This window comes from Corallococcus macrosporus (assembly GCF_017302985.1).
In the GTDB taxonomy this organism is placed as follows: Bacteria; Myxococcota; Myxococcia; order Myxococcales; family Myxococcaceae; genus Corallococcus; species Corallococcus macrosporus_A.
In genome coordinates this window covers 752,877-773,736 of the sequence record NZ_JAFIMU010000002.1, presented here as the reverse complement: position 1 = coordinate 773,736, position 20,860 = coordinate 752,877, and the positions used below count along the sequence as shown (strand labels likewise).

At 71.7% G+C, this 20,860-nt stretch carries 15 protein-coding genes; 6 read left to right on the top strand and 9 right to left on the bottom strand.

Annotation, left to right across the window (positions count from 1 at the left end; translation table 11 throughout):
- Positions 1-91: 91 nt before the first annotated feature.
- The 3 genes from JYK02_RS03605 to JYK02_RS03595 all read right to left on the bottom strand — a co-directional run bounded on the left by JYK02_RS03605 (position 92) and on the right by JYK02_RS03595 (position 2,794).
- A complete protein-coding gene (locus JYK02_RS03605) occupies positions 92-454 on the bottom strand; it encodes a hypothetical protein (protein ID WP_207048437.1) in 363 nt (120 codons plus the stop codon).
- Positions 455-525: 71 nt separating this feature from the next.
- Entirely contained in the window at positions 526-855 is a 330-nt protein-coding gene (locus JYK02_RS03600) for a hypothetical protein (RefSeq protein WP_207048436.1), read from the bottom strand.
- A 118-nt stretch (positions 856-973) separates the two neighbouring features.
- Complete coding sequence (locus JYK02_RS03595; protein WP_207048435.1) at positions 974-2,794, bottom strand: aminopeptidase P family protein; 1,821 nt, start codon at positions 2,792-2,794, stop codon at positions 974-976.
- 294 nt (positions 2,795-3,088) lie between these two features.
- On the opposite strand from JYK02_RS03595, the gene JYK02_RS03590 reads away from it, so the two are divergent.
- Entirely contained in the window at positions 3,089-4,333 is a 1,245-nt protein-coding gene (locus tag JYK02_RS03590; RefSeq protein ID WP_207048434.1) for a glycosyltransferase, read from the top strand.
- 507 nt (positions 4,334-4,840) lie between these two features.
- Here JYK02_RS03590 and JYK02_RS03585 read toward each other — a convergent pair.
- Positions 4,841-5,980 carry a glycosyltransferase gene (locus JYK02_RS03585; RefSeq protein ID WP_207048433.1) on the bottom strand — a complete coding sequence of 380 codons (1,140 nt, stop codon included), beginning with the start codon at positions 5,978-5,980 and terminating at the stop codon, positions 4,841-4,843.
- Positions 5,981-6,000: 20 nt separating this feature from the next.
- A complete protein-coding gene (locus tag JYK02_RS03580; protein WP_207048432.1) occupies positions 6,001-7,140 on the bottom strand; it encodes a glycosyltransferase in 1,140 nt (379 codons plus the stop codon).
- A gap of 382 nt (positions 7,141-7,522) precedes the next feature.
- Between JYK02_RS03580 and JYK02_RS03575 the strand changes: the two genes are divergently transcribed.
- Together JYK02_RS03575 and JYK02_RS03570 are read left to right on the top strand one after the other, a co-directional pair.
- On the top strand, positions 7,523-8,251 hold the full coding sequence (locus JYK02_RS03575; protein ID WP_207048431.1) for a hypothetical protein: 729 nt from the start codon (positions 7,523-7,525) through the stop codon (positions 8,249-8,251).
- Between the two features lie 146 nt (positions 8,252-8,397).
- Positions 8,398-10,560, top strand: coding sequence for a DUF4082 domain-containing protein (locus JYK02_RS03570; protein WP_242588312.1), 2,163 nt, complete (start codon positions 8,398-8,400; stop codon positions 10,558-10,560).
- 75 nt (positions 10,561-10,635) lie between these two features.
- Here JYK02_RS03570 and JYK02_RS03565 read toward each other — a convergent pair whose 3' ends face one another.
- Together JYK02_RS03565 and fusA are read right to left on the bottom strand one after the other, a co-directional pair.
- Entirely contained in the window at positions 10,636-11,898 is a 1,263-nt protein-coding gene (locus JYK02_RS03565) for a sigma-70 family RNA polymerase sigma factor (protein WP_207048429.1), read from the bottom strand.
- Between the two features lie 125 nt (positions 11,899-12,023).
- The gene (gene fusA / locus JYK02_RS03560; protein ID WP_207048428.1) at positions 12,024-14,129 is read right to left on the bottom strand and encodes an elongation factor G; all 2,106 of its coding nucleotides are present in this window, start codon (positions 14,127-14,129) and stop codon (positions 12,024-12,026) included.
- Between the two features lie 465 nt (positions 14,130-14,594).
- On the opposite strand from fusA, the gene JYK02_RS03555 reads away from it, so the two are divergent.
- On the top strand, positions 14,595-16,097 hold the full coding sequence (locus JYK02_RS03555; RefSeq protein WP_207048427.1) for a hypothetical protein: 1,503 nt from the start codon (positions 14,595-14,597) through the stop codon (positions 16,095-16,097).
- 102 nt (positions 16,098-16,199) lie between these two features.
- Positions 16,200-17,225 carry a prephenate dehydrogenase/arogenate dehydrogenase family protein gene (locus JYK02_RS03550; RefSeq protein WP_207048426.1) on the top strand — a complete coding sequence of 342 codons (1,026 nt, stop codon included), beginning with the start codon at positions 16,200-16,202 and terminating at the stop codon, positions 17,223-17,225.
- On the opposite strand, the gene JYK02_RS03545 is transcribed toward JYK02_RS03550, so the two are convergent.
- Both JYK02_RS03545 and JYK02_RS03540 read right to left on the bottom strand, forming a co-directional pair.
- Positions 17,222-18,559: an alpha/beta hydrolase family protein gene (locus tag JYK02_RS03545; protein WP_207048425.1), complete on the bottom strand. Its 1,338-nt coding sequence runs from the start codon at positions 18,557-18,559 to the stop codon at positions 17,222-17,224. The genes JYK02_RS03550 and JYK02_RS03545 overlap by 4 nt on opposite strands.
- Positions 18,560-18,628: 69 nt before the next feature.
- On the bottom strand, positions 18,629-19,405 hold the full coding sequence (locus tag JYK02_RS03540) for a class I SAM-dependent methyltransferase (RefSeq protein WP_207048424.1): 777 nt from the start codon (positions 19,403-19,405) through the stop codon (positions 18,629-18,631).
- A 173-nt stretch (positions 19,406-19,578) separates the two neighbouring features.
- On the opposite strand from JYK02_RS03540, the gene JYK02_RS03535 reads away from it, so the two are divergent.
- Entirely contained in the window at positions 19,579-20,817 is a 1,239-nt protein-coding gene (locus tag JYK02_RS03535) for a citrate/2-methylcitrate synthase (protein WP_347402416.1), read from the top strand.
- The last annotated feature ends 43 nt before the right edge of the window (positions 20,818-20,860 follow it).

The following is a 20,860-nucleotide window of genomic DNA, read 5'->3' as shown; positions in this document are numbered from 1 at the left end:
CCGCATGACGCGGGAAGGCATAGCGGACGCTATGGATTTTCACGGGAGCCGCCCAGCCCCTGTCCGGCCGCGTCATGCCCTCCGGGGTGCCTCAGGCCCGGTCTTCTGAGCGGAGCATCCACTGCCCCAGGCCCACGCACCCGGCGGAGGTGAACAGGGTCAGCGTCCACGCGACGTTGAAGGGGGCGTTCAGGGCCATGAGCAGCGCCAGCGGTGACCACCCCACGACGAAGGACGCCGGGGTGACCCACAGCGCCCGTGGGCCGCGCGTGAGCCCCTGGATGAGGCCCAGGGCGAGCCCGGTGAGGGCGAAGCCGACGAACAAGGCCAGGGCGTAGGCCTTGTTGAACATCAGCATGTAGACGCCCAGCAGCGGGAAGACGTGCACGAGCCCGGGGAGCCAGACGAGGAAGGCGGTCAGCATCCAGCGGTGGGACGACGGGGACGAGGCCATGGGCCCAATCCATCCCATGTCCCGGCGGCTGGCTACTCCCCGCCAGCGGACACTGTCCGTGGGGCCGGGGCCTACAGCTTGACCTGACAGGCCTTGAGGTTCGTGTTGCTGACGCCGTTGCAGGCGAAGCTCTCGCGGCAGTCGGACTCGGAGTCGCAGACGGGCGAGCACATCAGCGTGTCGAGCTGGCGCGTGCACAGCGTGCCGGACGGACAGCCGCCGCCCGCCCCTTCCTCGGTGCAGTCCTGCGCGCAGAAGGTGCCGGGGAAGTCCCTGCGGCAGGTGAGGCCGGAATCACAGCCTTCATCGCCGCAGCTCTCCCCCACCCCGCCCTCGCTGTCGCCGCAGGCGAGGAGGGGGAGGATGGCCAGCAGGGGGAACAGCACTCGGGTCAATCGCATGCGAAGTCCTTCCCATCCCATGCGGGGCCGGCCCCCCGCGCGGCCCAGCATGCGCGCCGCCGGGCCAGCGCGTCCAGGGCCGTGTCTGTCCTTCCGTCCGGCCGTGAGCAGCGTGGCTTCAGAGCGGCTGGGTGCGCTGGAGCAGCCAGTCGCGCGCCGCGCCTTCGACGTGGGGCTGGAGCCGCTCGCGCACGGTGGCGTGATAGGCATTGAGCCAGTCCGTCTCCTCCCGCGACAGCAAGGCCTTCTCCACCAGCCGCGTGTCGATGGGGCAGAGGCTCAGCGTCTCGAAGCGCAGGAAGTCGCCGAACTCCGTCTTCTGGTCCGGCACCGCGGCGATGAGGTTCTCGATGCGGATGCCCCAGCGGCCCGGGCGGTAGAGGCCGGGCTCGTTGGAGGTGATCATCCCCGGCTCCAGCGCCGTGGTGAGGTCATTGGGCATCGTCGGGGAGACGCCGTGCGGCCCCTCGTGCACGTTGAGGAAGAAGCCCACGCCGTGGCCCGTGCCGTGGCCGTAGTCCAGCCCCTCCGCCCACAGCGGCGCCCGCGCCAGCGCGTCCAGGTTCGGGGAGCGCGTCCCCTTCGGGAAGCGGGCCCGGGACAGGTTGATCATCCCGCGCAGCACCAGCGTGAAGTCGCGCCGCTGCTCCGCCGAGGGCTCCCCCACGGGCACCACGCGGGTGATGTCCGTGGTGCCGGACGTGTACTGCCCGCCGGAGTCGATGAGCAGCAGGCCCCGCGGCTTCTGTCCCGGCAGGCACACCGTCGCGTGCGAGGCCTGCGTCGCGCGGTAGTGCGGCATCGCGGCGTTCGCGTTGAACGCGGCGATGGTGGAGAAGCTGAGCGACACGAAGCCCGGGCGCCGCGCCCGCTCCGCGGAGAGGCGCTCGTCGACGGTCAGCTCGGTGATGGGCTCGCGGCCCAGCGCGGACTCGAACCAGGCGAAGAACGCGCACAGCGCCGCGCCGTCCTGCTCCATCGCGTTGCGGAAGTGCGCCAGCTCCGCGTCCGTCTTGCGCGACTTGGCCACGGTGGACGGGTTGAGCCCCTCCACCACGCTCACGCCCTTGCCCACCGCCTGCCGCAGCCCGTGGGTGATGCGCCGCGGATCCACGAGCAGCCGCGTCCCCTCCGGCAGCGCCCCCAGCGCGCGGGCCGCCTCGTCGTAGGGATGGAGGGTGATGCCGTCCGCCTCCAGCTCGGCGCGCAGCGCGTCCGGCACCTTGCCCGCGCCGATGAACAGGCGGGCCCCGCCGGGCTCCACCAGCAGGTGCGCCAGGAACACCGGGATGTAGTCCACGTCCGCGCCGCGCAGGTTGGTCAGCCACGCGACGTCATCCAGCGTGGAGATGAAGTGGTGCGTCGCGCCCAGCACGCCCATCTCCGCGCGCACGGCCCGCAGCTTGTCGGTGCGCGACACCGGGGACAGCGCGTGCGAGTACACGGGTGCGGCGGGCAGGGACGGCCGGTCCGCCCAGGCCTCCGCCACCACGTCCAGGTCCGTGCGCAGCACCAGCCCCGCCGCCGACAACTGCGTGGCCGCCGAGCGCGCCTGGCCCAGGCCCAGCACCGCTCCGTCCACCGCCACCACCTGCCCCGGCGGCACGTTCGCGGCCAGCCAGTCCAGGTGTGACTGCCCGGGCGCGTTCGTCGTACGCACCGTCGCGATGCCGCTGCCCTTCAGCTGGGCGTCCGCCTGGTCCCAGTAGCGGCTGTCCACCCACAGGCCCGCGTAGTCCGCAGTCACCACCAGCGTGGCCAGCGAGCCGGTGAAGCCAGACGCCCACTCCCGGCCCTTCCAGCGGCCCGGCAGGTAGGTGGACAGGTGCGGGTCGCTCGTCGGCACCCAGACCGCCGCCACACCGCGCTCCCGCATCACCTGCCGCAGCCGCGCGATGCGCTCGCGCGCCGCGGCCCCCTGCGTCTGCCCCAGGCCCATGGCTTCCTCCGTCGTTGCGCTGCTCGGCGTCCTCATGCCGGAAACGGCGCGCCTTTTCGAGGCCCTCGCACACCGGGTGCCCCCTGGGCCCAGACTCCCGGGAATCCTGCTGTCGCTCGGAAGACGCGGTGCGGCATCCCATTGGGTGGGGGATCCGCGATCTGTTGTCCATTGACGGGAAAGCGCGGCGGGGCCCTGGGCCCATGGCGCGCAGGTGCTTACCAAGCCGGTGGCCGTGGTGAGGAGCACGCGGCCCAGGTCCACCCGTCTCCTGAGCAGGTCTGGTTTTCCACCGTGCGACGCGTACTCGCCATCCTTCCCTACGTTCCGCTGCCTTCGGATACGGGCGGCACCCTGCGCACGCTCGAGCTGGTGCGTGCCCTTGCCTCGCGCTTCGAGCTCGACGTGTTCGCGGTGCACCGGGCGGGCAACGACGCCGAGGGCTTCAAGCGCTGGCTGGGAGAGCTGGGCGTGCCGGCCTCCAGGCTGCACCTGGTGGACCTGCCGCGCGTGGCGCCTCGGGAGACGCTGAACAGCACGCGGGCCTTCCTGCGGGGCACGCCGCTCACCTACGTCCGCTTCGCGCGCCAGGGCCTGCAGGACGCGCTGCGCCGGGTGCTGGCGGAGCGCGGCCCCTTCGACATCATCCACTTCGACCACCTGCACATGGCGCAGCTGTTGCCGCTGGCGCGGAAGCTCAACCCGGCCGCGCACATGGTCATCGACGAGCACAATGTGGAGAGCCAGCTGCTCGCGCGGATGGCGCCGCTGAGCTCTCCGCCGCTGCGGGCGTTCCTGAACTGGCAGTTCAAGCGGGTGGAGCGGCTGGAGCGCGAGTGCGTGAGCCAGGCGGACACGGTGCTGGCGTGCTCGGACGTGGACGCCCAGCAGCTGCGCTCGCTGGGGGCGAAGCGGGTGCACGTGGTGCCCAACGGCGTGAAGCTGCCGGACTTCGCGCCCCGCGAGGCCGCGGGCGACGATTTGGTCTTCGTGGGCTCCATGGACTGGTGGCCCAATGAAGACGCGGTGCTGCTCTTGGCGCGCGAGGTGTGGCCGCTGGTGTCGGCGGACCTGGCGACCAGCAAGCTCATGGTGGTGGGCCGCAGTCCGCCCGCGTCCGTGCGCGCGCTGGAGAACGAGCGGCTGGTGGTGACGGGTTCGGTGCCGTCGGTGGCCCCGTACCTGGCGCGAGCGCTGGCGACGGCCATCCCGCTGCGCGCGGGCAGTGGAACGCGTCTCAAGGTGCTGGAAGCCGCGGCGGCGGGAGTGCCCGTGGTGGCCACGCGCCTCGCGGTGGAGGGCTTGCCGGTGGTGGAGGGGCAGCACGTGCTGCTCGCGGAGTCCCCGCAGGAGTTCGCCGCCGCGCTGCGCCGGCTGCGGAATGATCCGGCCCTCTGCAAGAAGCTCGCGGACAACGCCCGGCGCATGGCGGAGGCCTTCGCCTGGGACGGCATCGGCGCGGGCCTGGGCGACCTCTACCTGAGCGCGTCGGGCACCGGCGGTAGCGGGCAGAAGCCCTCGGGGACGCAGGCCGCCTGAGCCTTCCCGGGCGTGCGGTGGGGTTGCGCCGCACGCCTACAGGAATGAACGGGGTGACGCACCACTGGCCGGCCAGCCCACGAACCGGTCCGACAGTCGGACCAGTTTGGGCGCGCGGCTCATGGACTGGTCCGACAGCCTGACCGGTTTCGACGAGCGGCTCATGGACTGGTCCGACAGCCTGACCGGTTTCGACGAGCGGCTCACGGACTGGTCCTAAAGCTGGACCGGCTTGGACGCGCGGCGTCCGAACTGGCCCTACAGCCGGACCGGCTTGGACGAGCGGCGCACGAACCTGTCCTACAGCCCGACCGGTTTGGACGTGCGGCTCACGAACTGGTCCGACTGTCGGACCAGTTGGGCCAGGCCGGGCGGAAGGCGGACCGCATGCGGGTCTGGAGCCTGGGGCCATCGCCGATGGGGCAGGAGCCGCTTGAGCCTCCTTGCAGGGTGCGGTGGGCACCGACCGCGGGCCCGACCGAGGCAGGAGAATGCCAGGGGCTTGCCCTACCCGGCGGCGGCCGCCTGGGCGTGAGGCTGATCCATGAGCGCGGGCAGGTAGAGCGATTCGATGTACCGATTCGCCATCCGCTCCGGCGCGTGATGGGCCACGACGTACTCCCGCGCGGCCTGCGCCATCCGCGCCCTCCAACCCGGCGCGGCCAGCAGCCCCGCCAGCGCGGAGGCCAACGTTCCCGCATCTCCCGGTGGCACCACGAGCCCGCGCCCCGTGCCCAGCACGTGGGGCAGCTCTCCGACTCCGGACGCCACCAGGGGCCGTCCCAGCGCCATCGCCTCCAGCGCGACCAGCGGCATGCCTTCCCTCAGCGAAGGCATCACCACCGCGTCCGCCGCGGCGTACACGCTGCGCACCTCCGAGCGGAATCCCAGGAAGCGCACCGGCAGTCCCTGCGCCTGCGCCTCCAGCGACTCGCGCAGCGGACCATCGCCCACCAGCAGCAGCGTGGGCACCGTGGCTCCGGGTGTCCTGGACAGGCGCTGCATCGCGTCCAGCAGGACCTGCGGCCCCTTCTCCACCGACAGGCGGCCCACCAGCGCGATGACGGCCCCCTCCGGCGCCAGCCCCAGGGACTCGCGAGCCTGGAGACGCTCCTCCTCCGTGCACGGCTCCGACAGAGGCAGCGCGTTGGGGATGTAGACCACCGGCGAGCGGTGGACGTAGCGGCGCAGGCGCGCGGTCAGCTCGCGCGACACCGCGGCCACCGCGCTCGTGCAGTTGCCCAGCACTCGCGCCAGCCCTTCGTAGGCAATCAACGCGGGCGTGGCACCGGTGTCTCCGTGGTACGTGGCCACCAGCGGCACTCCGGCGAGCGCGCTCGCGGCGGCGCCCAGCGTGAGCGACTTGTAGTCATGCGCGTGCAGCAACCCCACGCCCCGGCGGCGGACCTCCGAGGCGAGCGTGGCCACGGCCATCGCGCTGAAGCGGCCGGGCACCTCCAGCGTCAGCGCGTCCAGCCCCTGCTCACGCGCCGCGCCCGACAACACGTCCACCCGTCCGGGCGACACGAGGCTGCACACCTGCGCCCGCCACGGCTGCGGCGTCGACGCGGCCAGCGACAGCAGCGCCCGCTCCGCGCCGTACAGGCCGCAGGTGCTGCGCACATGGAGGATGGTGGAGTGCGGCACCCGTCGTTCTCCCGTGCCGCTCACGCCTGCGCGCGAGCCGCGGCACCCCGATAGAGCTTCGCGTACGTGTCCACCATCGTGGACAGCGAGTAGCGCTGCACCTCGCGCTTCGCGGCCTCACCCAGGCGCGAACGCAGCTCCGCGTCGTGGGCCAGGCGCTTCACCGCGCCCGCGAGCGCATCCACGTCTCCGGACGGCACGAGCAGCGCCGTCTGGCCATCGCGGTGCACCTCCTGAATGGCAGGGATGGCGTGCGACACCGTAGGCAGCCCCACCGCCATCGCCTCCAGCAGCGACAGCGAGCGGCCCTCACGGCGGGACGGCTGCACGTAGACGTCGAACGCGGGCAGCAGCTTGCTCGCCTCCAGCAGCGCGCCCGTGAAGTGCACCCGTCCGGCCAGCGGCGACGCGGCGGCTCGAGCGCGCAGCGAGGCCTCCATCGGGCCGGGGCCAATCATCACCAGGTGCGTGTCCTTCGCGTCCGCGAAGTGGCGCAGGAAGGCGTCCACCAGGAGGTCCGGGCCCTTCTCCTCGGAGAGGCGGCCCAGGTAGCCCACCACGGTGGCGTCCTGCGGCAGGCCCAGGCGCTCACGGGCGGCCCGGCGGGCCTCGTCGCCCGTGGCGACCTCCAGCGGCACGCCGTTCTCGATGGTGACCACGTTCGACAGCAGCTTCGGGCTCCAGCGCTCCAGGCTGGCGCGCACTTCACTGCCGCACGCGACCAGGGACTGGGTGAACATCGCGGCGGCCATGGCGGCGGGGCGCAGCTTGCCCTGCGGCTCGACCGTCTGGTGGAAGGTGCCCAGCACGGGCGTGCGCGGACGCAGCGTCCGGGTGGCGACGGCGTTGAGCCAGGGCCCCACGTCGTGGCCGTGGACCACGTCGGCGCCAAAGGCGTCCACCTCCTGGGCCAGCCGGCGGATGGCCGTGGGCGTCATGCCCGCCAGGCCTCCCAGCCACACCGTGGGGACGTTGACGCGCTGGAGCAGCTCGCGCACCGGACCGTCCGGCCCCAGGGCCAGCACCACGGATTCGATGCCCCGCTCGCGGCCATGCTGGGACAGCCGGACCACCAGCTGTTCGAGTCCGCCCATCTCCAGGCCATACATCACGTGAGCCACGCGCGTAGGCCGCGCCGTCGGGTGCAGTTCGTTCGTCATGGACGCCGGCAAGCTAGGCACGCGCCCCAGGCCCACAACCCCCCGCGAGCGCCCGGCGCCCCCGCGGATGTCCGGCAGTGGAAGGTCCTTCGCCACGAGTGAAGACGCGGCATCTCCCAGAGGAGAAGCAGCCCGTTTGCCCCAGGCTTCCGTCCCGCGGAAGACTCGTGTGCCTCCAACGCCTACAGGCCCCCGGGGGCCCCCACCGGAGCCCCTGCTTGGATTTGCCCGATCACGACTGCGCAAGAGCACGTCACGGGGGTTCAACGCGGCCGGAAGCGAAAGGGCGTCGCGTGGCGGATCCTCCTCCTCATGCTGGCGAGCACCCTCCAAGCCCTGCTGGACTGAAGGCGTCCGTCCCGGCCAGGAGGCTTCCCACCGCATGAGCCTGAAGCCCCTCCGTGTCCTCCTGGCCATGGCCCTGGCCACCGCGTGCGCCACCGTGCCCGGGACGCCCGTGGAGACGGCCTCTCCGACGCGGACGGGCGCTCCCGCCAACGGACTGCCCTACCGCCTCTTCGTCTCCGGGCAGGCCACCCCGGAACACCCGCACCGCCTGGTGGTCTGGCTGCATCCGACAGGCTCGGATGGACTGACGCTGGTGGAGCCCCTGGCCGGGGCCTTCGCGGATCAGGGCTTCGCGCTGCTGACGTTCCCCCGCCAGCACGCGGAGGGCTGGAGCGGCGCGGACGCGAACCGGATGATGCTCGGCACGCTGCCAGAAGTGGCTCGGGTCCCTGGCGTGGACGCGGAGCGGCCGGTGCTCCTGGGCTTCAGCGCGGGCGCGCAGATGGCGCTGGAGCTGTGGGCCGCGCGTCCCGAGGCCTTCCGGGCGCTGGTCCTCATCGCTGGCGCCCCGCGTCTGTCACAAGGCGATGAACACACCCCGCCCCGGACCGCCGCGCATGCCCGGGTGCCCATCCTGTCGTTCATCGGTGAGACGGATGGCAGCGCGCCCTTGTGGAGGACCGCGAGTGAATCCTGGCGCACGGCCGAGCTGAGACTGGAGACGCGCGAGGTGCCGGGCCAGGGCCATACATGGTTGCTGGCCCTCCCATCCGAACAGGCGGCGTTGTTTCAATTCCTGGCGGAATTGTCGCGAGCACCGTGAGACACGGCGTCAGCCACGCAAGAAATGTCGACCACTCATGGAACACTTGAATTCCAGGTTGACACTGTGCGAACCCACGTCCGGCTTTCCCAGACAAGGAGTCCGACGTGCTTCGACGTGCATCACGATGGGTCACGACATTCGTATTGGGTATCACCTGGATTCAGGCGGGCTGTGCGCCCGCGGAAACGGCCACTCCGGAGACACCGGAGGCCACGGCGGCCGCGCAGCCGCTGCTGGCCGGTGAGCGGTCGCTGCTGGGCACCACCGCGGTCCCGGCCGTCGCGGCCGCGGACGACAGCGGCGCGGTGGAGCTGGGCGTGCGCTTCCGCAGCGACGCGCCCGGGCGGATCATGGGCGTGCGCTTCTACAAGGGCCCGGGCAACACGGGCACGCACACCGGCAGCCTGTGGACGGCGTCCGGTTCGCTGCTGGCCACCGTGACGTTCCAGAACGAGACGGCCTCCGGCTGGCAGGAGGCGCGCTTCACCACGCCGGTCACCATCGCGGCGGACACGAACTACGTCGTCTCGTACTACGCGCCCGCCGGGCACTACGCGGTGACGGGCAATGGCTTCGCCACCGCGCTGGACGTGCCGCCCCTGCACGCCGAGGCGACCAGCAACGGCCTCTACCGCTACGGCAGCACCAGCGGCTTCCCGACGAGCTCCTTCAACGCGAGCAACTACTGGGTGGACGTGGCCTTCCAGCCCAACGACACCACGGCCCCGCGCGCGCCCACCAACGTCACCGCCGTGGCCAACTCGCCGACCGCCATCGACCTGACCTGGTACGCGTCCGTGGACGGCACGGGCGAGACGCAGGGCAACGCCCGCTGGCACCTGGTGTACCGCAACAACGAGCTCATCGCGGAGCTGCCCGGCACCACCACGCGCTTCCGCGACACCGGCCTGACGCCCTCCACCAGCTACAACTACGCCGTGCGCGGACGTGACGCCGCCGGCAACCTCAGCCCGTCCTCCACCATCGTCCTCGGCACCACGCTGGCGAACATGGCCTGCAACCCCTGCAGCCTGTGGAACAGCGTGACGGGCGACCCGCAGTTCGAGAACGCCGACACCACCCCCGCGGAGGTCGGCGTGAAGTTCCGCACCGACGTGGCGGGCACGGTGACGAAGGTCCGCTACTACAAGGGCAGCACCGACAACGGCCCGCACGTGGGCCACCTGTGGAGCGCCACCGGCACGCTGCTGGCCACCACGGAGACGACGCCCGCGGAGACGGGCTTCGGCTGGCGTGAGCTGTCCTTCCCCGCGCCGGTGAGCCTGACCGCGAACACGACCTATGTCGTGTCGTACTTCGCCACGGGCGGGCGCTACGCCATCACCCCGAACTACTTCAGCACCGCGGGCGTGGACATGCCCCCGCTGCACGCGCCCTCCACCGTGGCGGCGGGCGGCAACGGCGTGCGCAACCTCAACGGCAGCGCGTTCCCCACGGAGGCGTGGCTCAACACCAACTTCTGGGTGGACGTGACGTTCGTCCCCTCGGCGCCGGGCGGTCCCGCGACGGCGGACCTGGCCGTGACGCAGTCGTTCCCCGCCGGTACGGGCGCCAACGGTGACCTGCTCCTCTACGACATCACCGTGACGAACAACGGCCCGGCGACCGCCACGGACGTCGTGCTCGACGTCCCGATCCCCGCGGGCCTGAACTACTTCTTCTACTCCGCGAACGCGCCGGGCATGAGCGGCAGCCACTGCGGGTTCTTCAGCGACCTGCAGTGCGGCGCCCCCACCCTGCCGCCGGGCGGCAGCTTCACCATCCACGTGGAGGCCATCCCCTTCGGCACCGGGACGTTCACCAGCCAGGCCACCATCTCCGCCACGCAGGCGGACTTCGTGCCCGGCAACAACACCCACGCGCTGCCCATCCCCGTGGGCCCGTCCACCAACCTCGTCACCTTCGACACCTTCCCCGGACAGGACGAGACCTTCAACGGCACGCACGGCCCCGTCCAGTTCGGCCTCAACCGCTGGTACATCGCGTCGCCCTGGGGCGGGTTCGACACGAAGAGCATCTCCTTCAACGGCGGCGGCCTCACCCAGGCCAACCTGTCCTTCCTGGGCCAGCGGCGCGTCCTGGGCCTGGATGCCTTCACGTGGGACACCGGCGCCACGGTCACGCTGAGCTGCCTCGACCAGCCCGCCATCACCTTCCCCCTGACGGCGGGGGCGATTACGCACCTGGTGCCGACCTGGACTACGCCCTGCTCGGTGCTCACCGTGAAGACGTCCAACGGCTGGGACACGAACTTCGACAACCTGGAGCTGTCGCCGCTCCCCTGAGCGCGTGACGTGAAGGGAGGGCGGGCATGCTTCACGGATGCCCGCCGCTCCCTGCTCCTGGGTGCCGCGACGTGGCTAAGACGGCTTCTCACCCGCGCACGCGGCGGCACGCGAGCGCAGCAGCGCCTGCTCCTTCGCGTTGCGCGTGAGCGACGCGGCCCGCTCGAACTCCGCCCTGGCTTCCTTCAGACGTCCCAGCTTCTGGAGCAGGTCGCCGCGCACGGCGGGCAGCAGGTGGTAGTGCTTGAGCGACGGCTCGGCCACGAGCTGATCCACCAGCTCCAAGCCCGTCGCGGGACCGAACGCCATGGACAGGGCGACGGCGCGGTTCAGCTCCACCACCGGTGACGGCGTGAGCCGCGCGAGCACCGTGTAGAGCGCCGCGATGCGGGGCCAGTCCGTCTCCTCCGGCGTGCGAGCCCGCGCGTGGCACGCGGCGATGGAGGCCTGCAACACGTACGGCCCCGCCGCGCCCGCCTTCTCCGCGCGCTCCAGCGCCGCGAGCCCGCGGCGGATGAGGAGCTGATCCCACAGCGCGCGGTTCTGCTCCAGCAGCAGCACGGGCTCCCCGGAGGGCCCCACCCGCGCCCGGGCCCGCGACGCCTGGATCTCCATCAGCGCCACCAGCCCGTGCACCTCCGGCTCACCCGGCGCCAGCTCCGCCAGGATGCGGCCCAGGCGCAGCGCGTCCTGGCAGAGCTCCGGGCGCATCCAGCCGTCGCCCGCGGTGGCGGCGTAGCCCTCGTTGAAGATGAGGTAGATGACCTCCAGCACCGACGCGAGCCGCGCCGCCAACTCCTCGCCCCGGGGCACTTCGAAGGGGACGCCCTTCTCCGCCAGCGTCCGCTTGGCCCGCACGATGCGCTGGGCCACCGTGGGCTCCGGCACCAGGAACGCGCGGGCAATCTCATCCGTCGTCAGGCCGCCCAACAGCCGCAGCGTGAGCGCCACGCGCGCCTCCGGGGACAGCACCGGGTGGCAGGACGTGAAGATGAGGCGCAGGAGGTCGTCTCCGACGTCGTCGTCCAGGGCCGCGTCCAGGTCTGGCACCTCCGCCTCCTCCAGCCCGTGGCCCAGCTCCTCGTGCTTGCGCGCGAGCAGCTTGTGACGGCGCATCTCGTCGATGGCGCGGCGCTTCGCGGTGGCCATGAGCCACGCGCCCGGGTTCTCCGGCACGCCCGACACCGGCCACTTCTCCAACGCCGCCACCAGCGCGTCCTGCGCCAGCTCCTCCGCCTGCCCCACGTCGCGCACCATGCGCGCAAGCCCGGCGATGAGCCGGGCGGACTCGATTCTCCACACCGCGTGCACCGCGGCCTGCGCCTTGGAAACCGTCACGGCGCGAACTCAATCAAATGCACGTCGAATGGGCGCCCCGGAAATCGACACGGGGGGCGATTTCCCTTCAGGAAACAACACGGCCCCGGGCCTCCCCCTCGTGGGAGAAGCCCGGGGCCGTCACCTCAGGCCCGCGCCTCGGCGTGGGTGGCGCTGGCCGCCTCCGGCACCGGCTCGTACGTCCCCAGGCGCATGCTGGCCTGGGCGCGTCCCTGCGTGCGGCCGCGCAGCGCCGTCACGTAGCCGAACAGGCGTGCCATGGGCACCCGCGCGGACACGCACCGCGCCGGGCCCTTCGCCTCCATCCCCAGCACCCGTCCCCGCCGCGACGCCAGGTCACCCAGCACGTCGCCCAGGAACTCCTCCGGCGTCACCACCTCCACCTCCATCACCGGCTCCAGCCCCTGCACGCCCACGCGCCGGGCGGCCTCCTGGAGTGCCAGCGAGCCCGCCACCGCGAACGCCTGCGGCGTGCTGTCCTTCACGTGCGTGTCCCCATCCACCAGCCGCACCTCCACGTCCACCAGCGGCACGCCCTCGCGCACGCCCCGCGCCATGGCGCCGGCCACGCCCTTTTCAATCGCGGGCACCAGCTCCCGGGGGATGGTGCCGCCCTTGGTGGCGTCCACGAAGACGAGCCCCGCCCCTCGCGGCGCCGGCCCCACGTCCAGCACCACGCGCGCGTACTGTCCGGGCCCGCCGGACTGGCGGACGTGGCGGTACTCCTGGCGCACCGCGCCCCGGAGCGTGTCGCGGTACGCCACCTTCGGCTGTCCCACGCGCGCCTCCACGCCGAACTCCGTCCTCAACCGGTCCACGACCACCTCCAGGTGCAGCTCACCCATGCCGGACAGCAGCACCTGGCCGCTCTCCGGGTCCACGCCCAGGCGCAGCGACGGGTCCTCCGCCGCCAGCCGTTGCAGGCCCTCTTCCAACTTCGGCAGCTCCGCGGGGGAGCGCGCCTCCACGGCGAGCTGCACCACGGGCTCCATCACGTTCAACGCCTCCAGCACCACCGGCGCCTCCGGGTCGCACAGCGTGTCGCCCGTGCGCACGCCCTTGAGCCCCAGCGCCGCGCACAGGTCGCCCGCGTGCACCTCCGCCACCTCCTCGCGGCGGTTGGCGTGCATGAACATCAGGCGCCCCACCCGCTCCTTGCGCCCCGTGACGGGGTTGAGCAGGACGGTGCCCGCGCGCAGCGTGCCCGAGTACACCCGCAGGAAGACGATGCCGCCCACGGCCTTGTCGCTCATCAGCTTGAACGCCAGGGCCGCTGGCGGACCCGAGTCCGACACCGGACGGCTGACGCGCTCGCCGGTGACGGGCGCAAAGCCCTCCACGGTGGCCACGTCCGCGGGCGACGGCAGGTAGCTGACGACCGCATCCAAGAGCATCTGCACTCCCTTCTTCTTGAAGGCCGACCCGCACAGCACCGGCACCAGGGTCCGCGACAGGGTGCCCGAGCGCAGCGCGCGCTCCAGCTCCTCCGCGGTGATGTCCTCCACCCGCCCGTCCACGAACTTCTCCATCACGCCCGCGTCCACGTCCGCGCACTCCTCGATGAGGCGCATGCGGTACGGCCGCACCGCTTCCATCAGCTCCGGCGGCACGGGCGCGCCATCGTCAAAGCCGCCGTCGTCGCCCTGGAAGCGCACCATCCGCATGCGCACCAGGTCCACGAGCCCCTGGAAGTCCGCGCCGTCGCCCACGGGCCACTGCACGGCCACCGGGCGCACGCCCAGCCGGTCCACCATGGACTGCACGCTCAGGCCGAAGTCCGCGCCCACCTTGTCCATCTTGTTGATGAACGCGATGCGCGGGACGCCGTAGCGGTCCGCCTGGCGCCACACCGTCTCCGACTGCGGCTCCACGCCCTGGCTGGCGTCGAACACCGCCACCGCGCCGTCCAGCACGCGCAGCGAGCGCTCCACCTCGATGGTGAAGTCCACGTGGCCCGGCGTGTCCAGGATGTTGATGCGGTGGGGCACGCCCGCCTCGCGCCCGTGACGCGGCTGCCAGAAGGCCGTCGTCGCCGCGGACGTGATGGTGATGCCGCGCTTCTTCTCCTGCTCCATCCAGTCCATCTCCGTGGAGCCCGTGTGCACCTCTCCCGTGGAGTGGATGCGGCCGGTGAAGAAGAGGACGCGCTCGGTGAGCGTCGTCTTGCCCGCGTCGATGTGGGCCATGATGCCGATGTTGCGGTACCGCTCGATGCGCGTGGTGCGAGACATGGAAGACTCCCGTTCCCGTCCGGGCAGCGAGGCCCGCGGGTGTATTGGATTGAGACGCCGGTTGGATGAGAGGAATCAGCCCGGGGCAGGCCTCAGGCGCGCACGCGTCCAGGGACGCGCGAGGGCACACGAGGGCACTCCGGGGACTTCTCGGGCGGAGACGGGGCTCACGGCACGCGGGCAACCAGCCACGGCGCGCACCGGAGACTTCCGGTCCGCCTGCTCAAATATCGAGCAGAACCTCGTGACGGGGGGCGAGGCGCACGTCCGCCGCCGGCGCGAACGCGCTCAGGGTCGGCAGGGCAGTGAAGGAGACGGGCCTCATGACTCCTTACAAGTAAAACACGACCCCCTGCCTGTCAATCCGACGGGAAATAAATCCCCGGAAAGAATATCCGCCGCGCGCGCCGTAGACGTGGCGGTTGGCGCCAGACGCCAGCCCCTGAATCCTCCGAGGGGGAAAGCATGTCCACGTTTCACAAGAGCCTTCTGACGGCGTCCATGGCGCTCGTCGGCCTGAACGGGTGTGTCTACGGTTACATCTACGATGCGGCTTCCGGCAGCGCCGTGCAGGACGTGACGGTGACCGTCGCCTCCGGCATCTGCTCCGGCAACGGCTGCGGGACCAACCCCACGTTCCAGAAGACGGACTCGTCCGGCCTCTACGTCTTCGACGCGTACGGCAACCACAACGGCGAGGACCACATCCAGATCATCATGCCGGCCTCCGGCGAGGAGGCCCTGCGGCTCGTCTACTCGCGCACGGGCTACCGCTCCGTCACGGTCTACCACCGGCCCAAGTACGAGACGGTGACGCAGGACGGGAACAGCTACGACATCTCCGCCGTGCAGCCCGTGTACCTGTGCGCGCTCTTCGCGCCGGACGCCGACAGCGACGGCGTCTGCGACGCGGCCGAGTCCCAGTACGGCACCAACCCCAACAGCTCCGACACGGACGGCGACCGCATCAGCGACCTCGCGGAGCTGTACGGCTACGGCGGCGTGGACCTGCACTACTGGGGCGCGGATCCGCGTAAGAAGGACGTCTTCGTGGAGGTGGACTACTACGCGGACCGCAAGCCCACGCAGGCGGCGCTGGACCGCGTGACGACGGCCTTCGCCAACGCGCCCGTCTCCAACCCCAACGGCACCACGGGCATCGCGCTGCACCTGGTGCTGGACTCGCAGATCGCCGCCGCGGACGTCATCTCCAACCTGGACACCGGCTGGGTGGGCGTCGATACCATCAAGAGCAAGTACTTCGCCTCGCGCCGGGCGCCCTTCTTCCACTACGCGCTGTTCGCGAACACCTACGGCACGACGAGCTCCAGCGGCCTGTCGCGCGGCATCCCCGGCCATGACCTCATCGTGACGCTGGGCGGCTGGTCCACGCCGGGCGGCACGGAGCTGCAGCAGGCCGGCACGCTCATGCACGAGCTGGGGCACAACATCGGCCTGCGGCACGGCGGCAACGACGACGCCAACTACAAGCCCAACTACCTGAGCGTGATGAACTACGAGTACCAGACCTTCGGCCTGCGCATCGACGGTACGGACGGCGTGCTGGACTACTCGCGCGTGCGCGTCGCGTCCGTCAGCGAGGCGTCCGTCAACGAGGTCTCCGCCTTCGCGCCCGTCGCCCCCACCACGGAGGCGGACCTGGCCCACATCGGCGTGCGCATCAACGGCGTGCAGCGCGCCGGCACCGCGAGCGCGAACCTGGACATCAACGGCAGCGGCGTCATCCAGGCCGCGTCCTTCGCCTACAACTTCAACCGCGACTCCGACAGCGTGGACTTCTTCCCCGCGTCGCAGCATGACTGGCTGGCCCTGGTGTACGACGGCGCCAACCAGATTGGCGACGGTTGGCTGGGCACCACGCAGGGCCTGAGCCGCCAGCAGCCCTTCTTCGTCGTCCCGGAGAAGACCGACGCCTGCCTCACCGCGGATATGGTCCGCGCCCGGTAGTCCCCGGCCTGCCACCCCGGCAGGTCCTCCCCCGCCGGGCCCCTCTTCACGGGGGGTCCGGCGGTCGTCCATCCCCCCACGGGCCCGCGTAGACTCCGGCGCATGCCGCATGTCGCCCTCGTGGGATACGGACGTTTTGGACGCGCGCTGGGAACACTGCTGGAGGCGGTGGGCGTGGAGCACCGCGCCCTGGACCCGGTGGCGGACATCCCGCAGCCGCTTCGCGCGCACTCGCTGCCGGAGCTGCTGGCGGGCGCGGAGCTGGTCGTGGTGGCCGTGCCGGTGCCCCAGATGCAGGACGTGCTGCGCGCCCTCAAGCCCCACCTGCGGCCGGAGCACCTGGTGCTGGACGTGGGCAGCGTGAAGGTGAAGCCCGTGGAGGCGCTGACGGAGGTGCTGGGCACGCAGGTGCCCTGGGTGGGGACGCATCCACTCTTCGGCCCCTTGAGCCTGGCCATGGCCGAGCGCCCCATGCGCGTCGTGCTCTGCCCCAACCCGCTGCATCCGGAGGCGGCCCCGCGCGCGCGGCGCTTCTACGAGGGGCTGGGCTGCGAGGTGATCGAGCAGACGCCGGAAGGCCATGACCGGGTGATGGCGCGCACGCACGCCCTCACGTTCTTCGTGGCCAAGGGGATGGTGGACTCCGGCGCGGCGGCGGACGTGCCCTTCGCGCCGGCCAGCTTCAAGGCGCTGTCGCGCACCATCGAGACGGTGCGCGCGGACGCGGGCCACCTCTTCAACGCCATCCAGCAGGAGAACCCCTTCGCAACGGAGGCACGCGGGCGGCTGCTCGCGGCGCTCCAGGGCATCCACCGCGACCTGCAGGCCGCGCCCTCCGTGGAGGAGCCCAGGGCCTCGGGCATCGCCGTGCCTGGACTGGAGCCCGCGGCTCCCGCGCCCCGGGAGCCGCGCGAGCACCTCGACGCGCTCGACCGGGAGCTGGTGGAGCTGCTCGCCCGCCGCGAGGAGCTGGCCCGCCGTCAGCGCCGCGCGCAGGCCTCCGGCAACGAGCCCGCGCTCTTCGAGGCGCTGCTCGCCGTGCGCCGCGCGTGGGCCCGCGAGCTGGGGGCCGACGCGCAGGAGGTGGAGGCCGTCTTCCGCGCGGTGCTGGGCAGCGGTCTGCGCTAGAGGTACTCGTCCAGCCAGTCGAACATCCGGTGGTTGGCGACGGCCTGCGCGCCCTCCTGGCAGTGCAAGAGCCCCGTGTCCCCGGCGGTGAAGAGCATGTAGTCCTTCGGGCACTCCAGCGCGTCGAAGAGCAGCTGGGCCTGGCCCTGGGAGAAGGCCTCCGCGGTGCCATCCATCACCAGCGTGCGGCAGCGGATGCGGTGGACGACAGGCTCGTTGTTGAACCGGCGCAGCTCGAAGAGCAGGGCCGACGGCGTGCTGACGCCGTGCTTGGACATCGAGTCCTTCATGTACCAGCGGTAGAGGAACACCTGCTCCATGAGCTGCGCCATGGCCGCGTCGAAGGCCTGGGGGTCGCTGTCGAGCAGCGGCATCACCTCCGGGAAGTACATGTTGAACTGCTCGAAGGAGGAATCGCCCCAGTTAAGGACGCCGGGGTTGGGGATGAGGATCTTGATGCGCCGCTCGAACGCGGCGGCGCGCGGCACCAGGGCGCCGCCCATGCTCCAGCCCAGGAGCGCGATGCGCCGCGAGTCCACGCCCGCGATGCACAGCGCGAAGTCCACCACCGGCCGGATGACGTTCTCCCAGTCGTGGCGGAAGGGCAGCCCCTGCTCGCGGATGGCCATGCCCTGGCCGGGCGCGTGCACGATGAGGCAGTGGTAGCCGCGCGCGAGCGCCGCGTCGATGACGTACTTGGACTCCTCCGGCCACGCGTCGCGGCCCTGCTGGAAGATGAGCAGCGGCGCGATGCTCCGGGCGCTCGGGGCGCGGAAGAAGTAGCCGGGCAGCGTGGTGCCCTCGTACGGGATGCGCACGGGCGTGCCCGGAATCCTCAGCAGCGGGAGCGCCTTGTTGTAGGCGTCCACCGCCTTGCGCCCGGTGGCGACCACGCTCGGGTGGGTGGGCTCCGGGTGGTGGATGAGCGCGGCGCGGTAGTAGTTGGCGGCGCGCAGGTAGGCATTGCCCGCGCTGATGGGGTGACGGCGGGCCAGGCTCGTGTCGCCCATGGCGCGGATGCGGTCGGCGGTGCGGACCCACTCGTTGGGCCAGCTCCAGTCATCCCCCGCGACGATGCGGGTCGCGGTGTCCAGCACCTCGCTGATGTCCGACTGGGCGCTGTAGGTCCCCGCCAGGAAGTGCAGGAGCTGGCTCTCCATGATGGGGTCCGCCATCAACCCCAGCTCCCACCAGGGCCGGGGCTCCTCGGCGGCGGTAGCATTCGTGGACGGCCGTCCCGCCGCGCTGGCCGGAGAGCCCCGGAGGAGCGCGAGCCCTCCGGTCAAACCCAGGCTGGCCTGGATGAGGGAGCGACGGTCCAATGAGATGCCCATGGTCTGTGACCTCCAGCGAAGTGGATGCTGGCGGGTCGAACACCGGGGGCCATGCTTTCTGTCACCCGCTCAGCGCGTGGCCAGCAAGGCGAACACGCGGTGGGGCACGGCGAGCGGTGCGTCCGGGAAGCGCTCCTCGAGGAGCTTCGCGTGCGCGACGTCGAAGCGCGCGGCGGCGTCCGGAGGCAGCACCGGCCCCACCTTCGCGCTGGCCCGCACCCGGCCCATCCACGCCTCATGCGAGTAATGGACGACGGTGTCGAAGGTGAAGGACTCCAGGCCGGTGAAGCCCGCCGAGGCGGCGTCCGCGAACCAGCGCGGGTAGATGCCCGCGTCGTGCCCGAAGCTGACGTAGGGCGCGACCTGTGAGGGATTGAAGGTGTCGATGAGGGTGTGGACGACCTCCACGACGTTGCCCGGCAAGGGCAGCCAGTCGAAGTGCGCGATGACCAGCCGTCCCCCGGGCGCCAGCACCCGGAAGGCCTCGCGGGCCGCGGCGGCGCGGTCGAACCAGTGCCAGCACGTGCCGGCCGTCACCAGCCCGAAGGCGCCCGAAGGCAGCCCGGTCCGCTCCGCGGGCGCCACGCGGAAGTCGATGGTCAGCCCCTCCTCGTGAGCAAGCCGCCGGGCCGAGTCCAGCATGGACGCGGAGAGGTCGAGCGCGGTGACGTCGCCCCCGCGCCTCGCCAGTCCCCGCGCGATCGTGCCCGTGCCCGCGCCCAGGTCCAGGACACGCTGGCCAGGATGGAAGACGCCCTCCCGCAGCAGGCGCTCGAAGAAGGCGTCCGGGAAGCCGGCGCGGTGCCGGGCGTAGTCCTCCGACGTGCGGCCAAAGTCCACCTGCATGGCATGTCCTCCTGTGTCCGGGGCTCCACGCATCCATGAGGAAAGACACGTCGACAGCGCGTCCGCGCCGCGTCGACACTCTGCTTCCAGGAGGTGGGTGGATCATGGATAGACGCCGGGGTGGACGCTCTCAATCTCGATTCGACCATCGACCTGAGCGCGAGGAAGCCCTGGTGTCCGCGAGCGAGGCCGCGGCGCTGCTCGGCGTGAAGCTCGCGACGCTCTACACCTACGTGAGCCGGGGCCTGGTGCGGTGCGTGCCGGTGCCGGGAACGAAGGAGAACCGCTACGCGCGCGCGGACCTGGAGCGGCTGAAGGTCCGCCACGACGCAAGAGCGGGACACGCGGCGGTCGCGGCGGGAGCGCTGCTGTGGGGGGAGCCCGTCATCGACTCGGCCGTGTCGCGCGTGGAGGCGCGAGGCCTGGCGTACCGGGGACTCCACTCCGCGGTGGAGCTGGCCACGCAAGGGTGCTCCTTCGAGGACGTGGCGGAGCTGCTCTGGTCCGGCGTGCTGCCGAAGCGGCGGGACACGACGTGGCCCAGGCCGCCCATGCCCTTCCCGCCTTCCGCGCTGGCGGCGCTCCTGCCCCAGGGCACACCTCCCGCGGAGGTGCTGGCGACGCTGGTGTCCCTGCTGGGCGCACGGGACACGGTGCGCTTCGCCGCGCCACCGGACCAGGAGCTCGCACGGGCCCGGAGCCTGCTGCGTCACCTGGCGGCGTGGGTGTGCGCGGCCCGGGCGCCGGAGCGCGTGGAGCTCGCCTTGCGCGAAGGGACGGTGGCGGATTCGCTGGCGCGCGCGTGGGACGCCCGCTCATCACACGCTCCCGCCGTGTTGAACCAGGCCCTGGTGCTCTGCGCGGACCATGAGCTGAACGTGTCGACGTTCGCCGCCCGGGTGACGGCCTCCTCCGGCGCGGACCTGTACGCGTGCGTGAGCGCGGCGATGGCGGCGCTCTCCGGCGCGAAACACGGGGGCGCGTGCGACCGGGTGGAGGCGCTCCTCGCGGAGGTGGGCCGTCCGGAGCAGGCGAAGGAGGCGGTGGCCACGTACCTCGAACGGGGCGAAGCGGTGCCGGGTTTCGGCCACCGGCTGTATCCCCAGGGAGATCCACGCACGCCCCCGCTCATCCTCGCCGCGCGGGAGCTGCGCCCGGACGCGCGAGCGGTCCGCGTGGGCTCCGCGCTGGTGGAGGTGATGCGCGACGGGGGACATCCCGCGCCGTCGATGGAGGTGGGACTGGTGATGCTGGCGGAGGCGCTGGGCTTGCCCAAGGGCGCCGCCGCGACGGTGTTCGCCGTGGGGCGCGCGGCGGGCTGGGTGGCACATGTGATGGAGCAGCGCGAGCAGGGACACCTGCTGCGCCCCAGGGCTCGCTTCGTCGGCCCCTCATCGCCCCCGGAGGATTGAATCCATTCGTGGGGATTCAGGAGTGACATGGCGCTGTTGGTGG

What these genes read in the sequence shown, in the direction of transcription:
- JYK02_RS03605 (WP_207048437.1), bottom strand. Translation starts at nt 454, where the DNA reads ATGGCCTCGTCCCCGTCGTCCCACCGCTGGATGCTGACCGCCTTCCTC.
- JYK02_RS03600 (WP_207048436.1), bottom strand. Translation starts at nt 855, where the DNA reads ATGCGATTGACCCGAGTGCTGTTCCCCCTGCTGGCCATCCTCCCCCTC.
- JYK02_RS03595 (WP_207048435.1), bottom strand. Translation starts at nt 2,794, where the DNA reads ATGGGCCTGGGGCAGACGCAGGGGGCCGCGGCGCGCGAGCGCATCGCG.
- JYK02_RS03580 (WP_207048432.1), bottom strand. Translation starts at nt 7,140, where the DNA reads ATGACGAACGAACTGCACCCGACGGCGCGGCCTACGCGCGTGGCTCAC.
- JYK02_RS03575 (WP_207048431.1), top strand. Translation starts at nt 7,523, where the DNA reads ATGAGCCTGAAGCCCCTCCGTGTCCTCCTGGCCATGGCCCTGGCCACC.
- fusA (WP_207048428.1), bottom strand. Translation starts at nt 14,129, where the DNA reads ATGTCTCGCACCACGCGCATCGAGCGGTACCGCAACATCGGCATCATG.
- JYK02_RS03555 (WP_207048427.1), top strand. Translation starts at nt 14,595, where the DNA reads ATGTCCACGTTTCACAAGAGCCTTCTGACGGCGTCCATGGCGCTCGTC.
- JYK02_RS03550 (WP_207048426.1), top strand. Translation starts at nt 16,200, where the DNA reads ATGCCGCATGTCGCCCTCGTGGGATACGGACGTTTTGGACGCGCGCTG.
- JYK02_RS03545 (WP_207048425.1), bottom strand. Translation starts at nt 18,559, where the DNA reads ATGGGCATCTCATTGGACCGTCGCTCCCTCATCCAGGCCAGCCTGGGT.
- JYK02_RS03540 (WP_207048424.1), bottom strand. Translation starts at nt 19,405, where the DNA reads ATGCAGGTGGACTTTGGCCGCACGTCGGAGGACTACGCCCGGCACCGC.